11 protein-coding genes are annotated in these 11,114 nt (G+C 30.2%); all 11 read right to left on the minus strand.

Features of this window, described 5'->3' with window-relative positions; genetic code table 11:
• Window positions 1–163 precede the first annotated feature (163 nt).
• The 11 genes from B3Z56_RS17525 to B3Z56_RS17575 all read right to left on the minus strand — a co-directional run bounded on the left by B3Z56_RS17525 (window position 164) and on the right by B3Z56_RS17575 (window position 11,108).
• Window positions 164–706 carry a hypothetical protein gene (locus tag B3Z56_RS17525; RefSeq protein ID WP_346879292.1) on the minus strand — a complete coding sequence of 181 codons (543 nt, stop codon included), beginning with the start codon at window positions 704–706 and terminating at the stop codon, window positions 164–166.
• A 31-nt stretch (window positions 707–737) separates the two neighbouring features.
• A complete protein-coding gene (locus B3Z56_RS17530) occupies window positions 738–1,721 on the minus strand; it encodes a DUF6731 family protein (RefSeq protein WP_346879293.1) in 984 nt (327 codons plus the stop codon).
• Between the two features lie 226 nt (window positions 1,722–1,947).
• Window positions 1,948–2,121, minus strand: a complete 174-nt coding sequence (locus tag B3Z56_RS17535) for a hypothetical protein (RefSeq protein ID WP_346879294.1) — start codon at window positions 2,119–2,121, stop codon at window positions 1,948–1,950.
• 74 nt (window positions 2,122–2,195) lie between these two features.
• Window positions 2,196–2,969, minus strand: a complete 774-nt coding sequence (locus B3Z56_RS17540) for an N-acetylmuramoyl-L-alanine amidase (RefSeq protein WP_346879295.1) — start codon at window positions 2,967–2,969, stop codon at window positions 2,196–2,198.
• A gap of 51 nt (window positions 2,970–3,020) precedes the next feature.
• Window positions 3,021–3,302, minus strand: a complete 282-nt coding sequence (locus tag B3Z56_RS17545; RefSeq protein ID WP_150844902.1) for a phage holin family protein — start codon at window positions 3,300–3,302, stop codon at window positions 3,021–3,023.
• Between the two features lie 15 nt (window positions 3,303–3,317).
• Window positions 3,318–3,548 (minus strand): hemolysin XhlA family protein, encoded by a 231-nt coding sequence (locus B3Z56_RS17550; protein ID WP_150844901.1) that lies wholly within the window; start codon window positions 3,546–3,548, stop codon window positions 3,318–3,320.
• Window positions 3,549–3,636: 88 nt separating this feature from the next.
• Window positions 3,637–4,161 (minus strand): hypothetical protein, encoded by a 525-nt coding sequence (locus B3Z56_RS17555; protein WP_346848483.1) that lies wholly within the window; start codon window positions 4,159–4,161, stop codon window positions 3,637–3,639.
• A gap of 178 nt (window positions 4,162–4,339) precedes the next feature.
• Window positions 4,340–10,093 (minus strand): hypothetical protein, encoded by a 5,754-nt coding sequence (locus B3Z56_RS17560; RefSeq protein WP_346879296.1) that lies wholly within the window; start codon window positions 10,091–10,093, stop codon window positions 4,340–4,342.
• A gap of 37 nt (window positions 10,094–10,130) precedes the next feature.
• The gene (locus tag B3Z56_RS17565; RefSeq protein WP_346879297.1) at window positions 10,131–10,514 is read right to left on the minus strand and encodes a hypothetical protein; all 384 of its coding nucleotides are present in this window, start codon (window positions 10,512–10,514) and stop codon (window positions 10,131–10,133) included.
• Window positions 10,504–10,749 (minus strand): hypothetical protein, encoded by a 246-nt coding sequence (locus B3Z56_RS17570; RefSeq protein WP_346879298.1) that lies wholly within the window; start codon window positions 10,747–10,749, stop codon window positions 10,504–10,506. The genes B3Z56_RS17565 and B3Z56_RS17570 overlap by 11 nt, the downstream gene beginning before the upstream one ends.
• Window positions 10,750–10,763: 14 nt before the next feature.
• Complete coding sequence (locus B3Z56_RS17575; RefSeq protein ID WP_346879299.1) at window positions 10,764–11,108, minus strand: DUF6711 family protein; 345 nt, start codon at window positions 11,106–11,108, stop codon at window positions 10,764–10,766.
• Window positions 11,109–11,114 lie beyond the last annotated feature (6 nt).

The following is an 11,114-nucleotide window of genomic DNA, read 5'->3' on the forward strand; positions in this document are numbered from 1 at the left end:
TTGATTTTATATAACTAATTGTTGATTATTTTACATTTAATGTATATAATTAATGCTAAGTGTCTATAATTTATTTGAGTTCACTCTCAGCTATGTGCTTATACAAAAGAAAAACAGGCTAGTAAGGATTTTATTCCCTACTAGCCTTTTAAGTGGTTATATATTAAAAACAATCATCATCAAACTCTATCTTTTTCCGTTCTCCCTCTTCATTCTTAATATCAATTCCTTCGGTATCTTCATGAAAAACTTCTTTCAGAATTATAAATGTTAAAAATAACACTCGAATTGTAGCTGTAAGAAAATATATTAATACCATTATCCACAAAGTAGAAATTATTTTAAGGATTGTTATATTTGTCAATATATTTTCATCAAATAAATTACTTAATACTAAGCAGACTACTACTAAAATAATACCTGCAAAAATAGGTTTTTTAAAATATGTAATTAGTATTTTATCTGCATTTTTAGATTTTATTCTTTTTATTACATATTTACTTGCAAATCCTAGTATCAAACCTACTAAAGTCATTAACATACCAATGAAAATAGAGGAGAAACTTATTGTGTTAGAAAACAATTTATTATAATCATGTAATAAATCTATTCTAAATCCTGTTGCCAATGCCATTAATGAACCTGCAAGTGAAATTATTATAGGTAAGGCCCTCTCCAAAAGAGCTATAATATTGTTTTTTTTCATATAATTTCTCCTCCTTTCTTATATTGATATTTTATTTTATTATACCATCTGTTTTCTTCTTTTTTATATTATATGAAGTTAATAATTTAATTATAACATCTGCATACAATATTGGTTCACTTCTAGAATATCCTACTGTAAATTTATCTTTAATTTTATTATTTATTAAATCTATTGTCTCTACTTTTGTGTCTGCATTTTCTTTTGATGAAATTTCAACTTTATTTAAATTTTCAATTCCTGATTCCATTAATTTGTATCCTGTCTTTTTTACAAGTTGATTATTCATACTTATATTTTTAGGCTCATCACCCATCGTTAGCTCTATTTTAATGTTGCAATAACCATATCCATCAAAGCCATTTATCGCATTATATACAGCAGGTATATTAACTTTTAAGTATGATTTGTCCTTATCATTTAAAGTGGACATATCTTTCATACCAATAACAAGTTTTCTATATATACAGCTTTTTTTACTTTTCAAATTAGTATTATTAGGCAAAATCGCATAATTAAGATGTTGATTATTCAAGATCTTCTTAAAAAATTCTAGAATTGCACTTGGAAGTACTGCATCTCTATTTCTCGCAATTACAAATAAATTCTTTTCTCCATCATATAAACATGCCGTACTTTCAGCTAAATACTGATTATCATCTAACTTTTCTGTTAAAAGCTTTTCATCATATTCTCCATCAGGTGTTGCTATGCCAGATATAGAATTAGTTTTTATTCTTATAAAATGCAATTCCCACAAATCTTTGCACTTTTTCAAGTTATCTGTAGGTTCCTGTATCTTCTCGATGCTTTGAAGTCTTATAACTTCATTGTTATAATTCTTAACCCTCTTTTTAACCTCAATTTCAGATATATCATTAAAATATAAACTTAAGTTAAATGGTGAATTTGTTATTATTTCATCTTTTGAGTTTATTTTTTCCTCGAATATCCTTAAGTAATCAACTTGAAATTCTCTTTGTTTCTTAACTACTCTTTTTGCACCTTTTTTCATATATCCTCCATAATTATTGCACTTATAATTCTATTCCTGTATAATGGAGGTATAAAGTATAAATGCATATTTAGTTTTAAACCACTGTTGATTTAGCCGTCATAGTGGTTTATTTTTATTTTATCATATATTGACAACTTGTCCATATATTTAACAAAATAGGTATAAAAAATAAGGGCAGCAACCGAAGTCACTACCCTTTAAATCACTATATACCTAAAAATCTTTAAATAGAACAGAGAAATATTGAAATTCCCCATAATACTATTATTGAAATTATACACCAAGATGTATTTTCACTTGTATGTCCATCTATTCGTATCTTTTTTAATATAGATACAAAATTATTGAAGAAAACTATTATACAAACAACCCCAATTGCTAATAGTAAACCTATCATATCTAATCCCCCCCTTATAAACGCTTATACTGATATTATGGATTAGATTATAAGTAAATTCAACATATTATCTCCTATAAATACTTATTAGCCGCATTTTTCATAGACATATATCTATTAGTATCATTTGCATTGCCACCTATCTGAATTACTTGCTCTGCCTTTAATCCACTAGCTTTAAAATCATTAACTCGCATTAATGGGCAAGATAATTTTTGAGCCACCATTACTGCGGCAAATAGATCTGCATCCCCTAAATAAGTTACTATCTTTTTCATATCATATTCCTCCTTAATAATTGGCTTTTGTGGCTTAGATATATTTAAACTCACTCTATTATCAATTCCATTGGCAATAGCTCTTGCTAATTCATCAGTTTTATTTTTAAATAATTCGGCATCTTGACTACTATCACAGAATAAACTTTCTACTATTATAGATTCCATACTACTGGCATTTAAATCATGATAACCTGTACTGTATTTAACCCCTCTATTTAGAGTGCCTAGTTTCGATATATTAGCACATATTTTATTTCCTATAGTTATTGCAGTTTTACTATTAGTATCATATACCCAACACTCAACACCTTTTGCTTTACCATTAAATGAGTTCATGTGTATGGTAATGTATATATCTACTTTCGTATTATTTGCTTTATTAGTACCTTCACTTAATTCTGAATTTACATTATTAGCATTGCTATTACAATCTATAACTGTATGTCCTTGTGCTTCTAGTAAAGCTTTAATCTTACCATAAAGAATCCTACAACTATCTACTTCGTCGATTTTTCCTCTAGCACCTCTACAATTAATAGAGTGTCCATATCTTAATCCTATTTTCATAAACCATTCCTCCTTAAAAATAAAAGAGTGGAATTGCTCCCACTCTGTAAACTATTCTTGCTTATTAATTTGTTTATAAGTTTGATTAATACCTACACTAACGCCCCAACATAGGATACCTTGTAAAATAGCATTTACTATAGCATCAAACATTCTTTTGTATTCTGCATTTACTAAAGTTAGCAGTATGGCAAAGGTAATACAAAATACCATTAAAGCTATAGTTATATACTTGTCTTGGAAATTCTCAATTTTCTTTAAGAACACTCCTACTACATAAGTAGCTACAATTAAAATAAGTAAATGTTCTGGTACAAAAGTCATTAAATCCATAATTATCTCTCCTTCTTATTTAAAATTAATTAAAAAAGCAATTACTGCACTTATTAAAGCTCCAGCAACTGCTCTCCATAACCATCTATTAGCATCTTCTAAATCTGAAATTCTATTGTTTGCAACCTTTAACTTTTCCTCAAAGTTTTTAAGTTTAAGTTCATTGGTATCATTCATATTTTTAAGCAAGCCTTTTATCTCTATTAAACTCTCTCTCACCTCTTGTATTGCATCAGCTTCACTCATCTTACACCTTCCTTTTGCATAATAAAATACCGCATATTCATTTGAATAATACGGTATATAAAAATCTTAATTTACATATAAATATAATTTATTCTAGAGAAAAATTATCTTTGCCTTCTTCCTTTAACCACCTCTTAGCTTGTTTTCTTATATTTCCACTCAATCCAGCAGAATATTCAGTATCATATAAGGCTTTTTTTACATATTCATTAGGGAACATATTCATTATAGATTCTTCATAGTTAATACCATACTCAGACTCTTTAAATTCAACAACACTATACTTGTCATTATTTTTCTTTAAAGTCATGAATACTGGATGTGAGTATTGCCCTCTCATATAAAACTTTTTATTACTTAATGAGTATCCTCTGCATAATGAATACATATACACATTAATTATATTCTCTTTTTCTTCAATACCATAAATTTTATGTGCTTCAAATTCTTTATAACCAGCATCAAATTTATCAAGAATATAATCTGATATTGCTTTATCTAGTTTTTCATCTACGTTAACTGATTGTTTGGAAGTGAGATATCCCATATAAATAATAAATAATACTACTATCACTATAACTAATCGAATATGCTTTTTAAGAAATTGTTTCACTCTTAATTCCCCCCTAGATTATCTTATAACAATATAACTTATGTTAAATTATACCACATAATACATTCCAAAATAATCAATTTTTATCGCAATACTATTACTTTAATGTAGTTTAATATTTTATTCATATTACACCTTCCTTTTTACATAATAAAAGAGACTAGATTTCTCTAATCTCTTAACCAACTACTTGATAATATTGTTCTTCATACCCAATACGATATCCTATTATTCTAAAATCAACTTTTCCGGTATATCCTTGTACATAAAAGCTAGTTCTATCTTTAAAAACTATATTAACACTAGGATTACTGCAGAATACTGCATAAGTAGATATAGTCTTAATGAATGTACTGTCTAGTAATACTGTAGTTCCTTCTTCTTGTATATCTATATCAAATAATACATCTTCTAATAATACCTTTGGACTATCTATTGGAGACATTCCAAGTGTAGCTCCATCTACAACTATAGTTCCTCCAGCTTTCGTTCCATTTGTGTTAAATACATGTCTAGGTGTTCCGGCAATCATAAAACTAATAGTCCCATCTGGTGATATTCTTATTCCTGTATCTACGCTTTTAGAAATGTAGAATCTAAATGTACCAGAACTAGCATCTATTTTACATTGGTCTGCAAAGTAAATAGTTGGTGGTTTACAATCCAAGTAATTAGGATAAAATCTAAACCTAGCAATACCATTTTGGTATATATCTGTAGAACCTTTATCAATACGAATATAGCTATTTTCATCCCATTTAAGCCTTACTGCACTTCCTACACCTTGTTCATTGTTATATGTCGCATCAATGGAGCATCCACCAAACAAGTGTAAAATTGGGTTTGCTGGATCTGCATAAAGATTACCTCTGACCATTAAGTTTCCATTTGCATCACCTTTTAAAACAGAATTACCTGCTCTATTCTTAACGTCTATTGCCCCATTGTAAATAGTTACTCCATTGGCATCAATTTCTGTAGAACCACTAATAACTTCATTTTGCCTTGCTGTATAAGAACCATTATCACCCTTAGATAGACAAGGTAGTCCAATACTAAACACTCTATATCCAGTAGTACCAGCTTTAGGTTTTACCTCTATATATAATAAGAAGGTATCATAATTAATATCTTTTGTCGTAAAGGTTACAGAATATCGGTTAATATTATAGCCAGTTTTAAGATTGATGACTTGATTAGCTACATAGCTGGCTCCTAACTTATAATCTATATATAGCCTAAATGTTTCTATATTACTTTCTGTTATGCTGCTAAGAGAAAAAGTATACTGTGAATTTCTTTTAGGTAATCTTTCGCCTATCATACCTTTTTGATATAAGAGTCCCCTATCGCTAGTTAAGCTGAAAGCTCTCCACCCATCTGTGGGCATAAAGAAATTAGCATTACCAGTATATAATCCGATACCACTCATATTCCAGCCTGTAGTTTCTCTATTAGAAAAACTTGAATTGCTTAAAAGATTTATTATATCTATAGAGAAAAAATCTAATTTCAATTGATTTGCTGTGAGCTCCATACTTGCTTTAGTAGCATAAGTATTAAGTGCATCATTCTTGGATAGATAAGTATTACTTACTGTAGAAATTATTGCACTGTCTGTTATTTTCTGTTCTGCAGTATTCATCCTTGTGCTAAGAGAAGTTACTTTGCCATCTATAGTTGTAGTAGTCTGTTCTACAGTTCCAACTCTACTAGTAATTTCTGTTAAGTCAGTTTCTATTGTAGACACTCTGTCAGATACTGTAGTGATTTGTTCATGGATATTCTCTTCTATTTTTATATTTCTAAGCCTATATGGTGCTACATATGGATATTGACCAAGCCCCATTTCCATTTTAAAAGCATTTAATGGTACCTCTAATATAAATTTAAACTTACCGTTTTCTACCGCAACATTTACATTCCTTTGACCTTGTATACTAGTGCCATCCTCATTGTAGAAAGCATAGTAAGGTGTTAATGTAGTCAAATTTGTTTCGCCACTTATGATAATTTTATTTTTAATATTATAAATTGTACATCCTAATAAATCAGAAGGATTTCCAATTATATTAAAAGTATAGTTTTCAATAACAATATTAGTTGTATCTCCTATATTATTATGAGAGCCTTTATATCTTCCTACATTTTTTATAACAAATAAATTACTTCCACCAATTTGTTCTACGGCGCCATTAACTATATTATTAACTTCTGTTGCTTCAACTTTTAATGCTATCTGATTTTGCAATTGACTAATACTGCTACTTTGTGTGCTAACAGTGGAATTAAGTCCACTAATCTGTGTAGTATGATTACTAACTGTTGCTACTGTACTATCTAAAGTTCTTTTTATGTCATTGGTCTTGGTATCTACACTAGTTATTTGACCTGTTAAATTATTTATACTACTAGTGTGGCTACTAATTACACTACTAATAGAATCTACTGTTGCTACTGTGGAGTTATACGCATCTTTAAGTTGTATATTCTGTCCATCTTTAACTATTGTAGTGTTAGAGATAAGAGTACTTATCTTTCCTTGTTGAATGTTTAGAGCTGTAGTATTGCTCTCTGTAACTTCTTTCATGGTAGACAATGCACTTGCAAGACTTGTAGAGTACTCTAATTCTACAGTTGGATTTATTAGACTACCCTCAGTTAAGAAATATCCATCTTTGAATTGCTTCATATACTGCTCCACACTAATAGGTTCTTTCACTGGTATTGCAAGTTGATAATATATTGTAACTGGGTTAGCTTGTAGCCACGCTTTTAATTTAACTGTCTTCTGTATTCTGTCATCAGTGTCGGTTATCCCTGTTTTATTCCTTGATAATGAAATTCTTGTAACTGCATATGCGTTAGATGTGGATACGCCTTCTAATAATGCTGAACCTGTATAATAATCTGTAAGGGCTGGTAAGGTATCACATATTGTAGCTAAAACATTAGGTGAGCCTATGGGTACAGAAAAGTATCTTGTATAGAACTCGTCTAGGTTTGTACTAGCGTTGTATCTTTCCCAATTCCATGAGTCTACGTCGGCTAAATTCCCTTTACCTACATTCCTAGTAACCTCATTTTCTTTAGCAGTATCTCTCACCCCATTAGGTAAACCCCTTAATGGGTTAGTTAATGTTATAAGTTGTCTGTGCTCCTTATAAGGTTCATAAGGTTTAGACGTATTTCCTTCGGTTAATCTTAAATTAGAGTAAGTAACATTATTAATTTTAGCAGTAGTTGTAGTTGCATAAAGACCTATGATTATCTTAGAGTTATTTCCGGAGTTAAAAGTCCCACCTTTTATACCTAAATCTTTTAAAAATCCTAAAGGTGTATTTATATTTACAAACCCGTTAGTTGTATCTGAAATTTCAAAATCACAATAATAATCTGTATTAGGCTTTACTTTGCACTCTACAGAGCTTCTTAGCCACGCATATGCTTCAAATGAAGATACTGTTACAGTGTCACCTACAACATCTGATCTTGTCTTACCAGAATCTTTTATTTTATTTATATCTAATAAGTTCTCGCCTTTACTTACAATTTCCGAAGCCTCTCCATTTTCTGAGACACTTCTTATACCTTCAAAGTAAGGTATTTCTTTGTTAGTCCAATCTCCTTCCAACATCATGTAGTAACCACCAGTTTGTATATCAACAGAACCTTCTTTACCACCAAAAAACACACTAACTACCTTCTTTATATCAGAAGTGGTAGTATATTTAATTTTAAATATTTTGCCACTATCCGTAGAAGTTAAAGTTTGATAATGAACACCTTTATTAACATCAGAAGTATTTGTATAATTCATGGCTAAGTAAAAATAACTTAATGTAAGGTTTGTATAATTAGCTTTAAAAATTAAAGTATACTCTGTATTTGGTTTAACATTAAACACTTCAGGTGCTTCACTTATTAATCCAACATTAACAGTACTTGTTGTACTATAGGTTTTAATAGCATCCAGGAATATTACTTTAGGTAAAATATTCTGTAATGTCCGTCCACTAATACTATTAATCTTCAACATTCCATCTATAGCACCTTCTAACTTGGTTGTAGAACTATCTGTAGTTATACTCGGAGGAGCACTATCCACCTTAGTTGTAAGAGTATTAAAAGCTACATTTAAAGTCTGTGCAGTACCATCTAAGAGTACTTTGCTACTATTAATAGTTGTAGCTCCATTATTAATACTTGTTACTACACTAGATATATTAAGCTTATTACCCTGGATATTTGCATTATCAGATACCATATCATCTCTGATTATCTTTTGTTTTATACCATCTGCTTTTAATCCTGTGGCATCAAACATTAGCTTTCCTGTAGAATCCCATACATACATGGAATAATCATTGCTCGCATCTTTTCCTATCTGGACTCTAACCCTTGTACTATCCTTAATCTGTATAGTGTTATCGAATATTAGAAGATTTCCACTATCACTTTTTATTCTGAACTTATTTACAGATATATCTCCGGCATTAATTTTACTAACATCTAAATTCTCAATCATGGCATTTTTTATAAAACCATTTACTACAGTTACTTTATCACTAGTTAGGATTAAAGATTGAATATTGTTAGATGTAAGATTTCCATTTACAAGGGTTTGTATATCTCCTACACTACTTTCTAATATCTCTATTCTTCCTACGCTGGCTGTAAGGTCTGTTATGTTAGCTTTCCCTATAATAGCCTGGCCCATAGTTGCATCTGCAGCTATTAACTTTTCTATATTAGCATTAATTGCAGTTAAATCACTCACATGAGATACATCTATAATTGCAACTTCTATTGCTGCAGTTTTAGCTTCAATAGTTTGTGTTCTTATAGATACAGCCTCTAAATCTTGAATGTTAGCTTTATTAATTAATGCTTCATTAACTATCAACAGCTCAGTTACAACTCTATCAAGCTTATTTGAGCCACTTCCACTAGAATTAAAACTATTTTTATTCTTAGTTTCCCCCTTGGCTCCTATTTCAGCAGTTAAGCCACCATTATAGGTAAACTTTTGAGATAGAATAGGTATTTTCCTTACTGCTCCTTTAATATCTGTACAAGTAACTATATCTCCTACATCTAAAGAGATATCACCTTGCCATTTCATTGTATAACCTAAGTACTCAAACCCATTTAGCTTAGTATAAATATCATTAAGAATACTATCCGTTACCCATGGATTTTCAAACTTAACTTCCATAGAATCTATACCTAAGGACCCTTTATTTAATTCCTTATCTACAACTTTACAACTAACTTTACCTATCTTGTATTTAACTTCTTCTCTTTTATAATCAATATAGTTATCTGGAGTAATAGAGTAATCTATATCCTTAGTTGTAACTATAGTAAACTTTCCAGCTCTAGTTATAAGAGCATTGCCCCCACATAAAGAAGATACATATCCAAGTATTTCTCTACAAGTAAAGCCCTCCAACTTTTTAACTGTATAAGCTGGAAGGCTTCCTGTAAATTGTACTCCTGTTTTAGTTGCAAGTTCATTAACTACTTGTTGTAAATTAGCTGGATAAGTCAAATTACTAAAGTATGGAGTTTCAAACTTTATCATGTTATCATATGCTGTTATTTTAGTTGTATAGTCAGTCTTTTCTATATCATCAATATTAAATAGCCCCATTAATATATATTCTATTGTAGCTCCTATTTTAAGGCCTATTTCTACTTTTACATGGCTAGTAGAGTAAATAATATCACCCCTATTTAGTAGTGTTAAATCTAAAGTTTGTGAAGGTGTATTACCAATACTAAACCCTTCTCCTGGTTGTATAGTTTCTAGAATAATATCCACTATATCATCATTGGTATATATATTATTACCTATAGTTATTTTACATTCAAAGGATCTACTCGGTTTCTTTATTTCTAATTTATAATCTGTACTTATTGTCTGCATAATTAACCTCCTTTCTCTATAGTAAGAGCCATGGAGATTACTCCTCTATCATATAATCTATTAACAGTAGCTCTGCTGGACTCATATCACACTTAGAGTTTATAAGTTCATCTATATGGAACTTGTGGATATCAATCTCATTCTCTATTGCTAGAAGTTCCTTAATATTTACGTTCCAATCTTCAACATGTTCTGGTGCAATCCTTATATTATTATCTTCTATTAATGGTTTTCCTTCTTCATCTTTCACCGAATACTTTTCTATAAGCTTTTGTCTTTCTTTATTGTAGACTTTAATCTCCGCTTCAATCTTTGCTATATTTTTAGCTATAGCATAAGAAACTTTTATAGGTAAATTCTTTTGGGATATTGCTCCTAAAACTGCTGCATCATTTACTATTCTTTCATTACTAAGCTTCATTTACAGTACCTCCTACTAATTCATCTTCTATTGCATAGAGTTGCTTATCAAATGCATCCATATCGGCTCTTACTTCAACTTTATTAGCATTATACAATTCTTGGTTTTGTATGCTCCTTGTTACACTCCCAACATTTCCTCCATTAGTACTTATAGTTGCATTCATGTATGCTACTTGTTTATCTTCTATAATGCTATATCCTGTTAGTGTAATACTTTTATTTGTTTTTAACATTTAAATCATCCTTTCTATTTTTCAATAAAGTTCATTTTAAGTCCACTCCACTTTGCTTCTCCATTTTTATATTGATACGCTGGAGCAGTTCTATCTCCTACATACATTGTCCTTGTTATCATCCCTTGTTGTGGATCCGGAAAAGTAACCGTAAAAAAAACACTACTTACTGCATTTAGTAGTGTTGATATTTTCCCCTGGCTTAATGGTGGCCATTCTAAATTAATTTTTCTTTTTACTGCTATCCTATCTCTAACCATATACCCTGCTGCAACTCTGTTACTTTCTCCGTCTAAGTCTTGAATTGTCACTTCATAAGCACTAGGAGCAGCAATAGCCACTCCATTAATCTTAAGCATATTACC

Origin of the sequence: Clostridium sp. UBA7791 (assembly GCF_002480755.1) — a bacterium.
Lineage (GTDB): Bacteria > Bacillota > Clostridia > Clostridiales > Clostridiaceae > Clostridium_J > Clostridium_J sulfidigenes.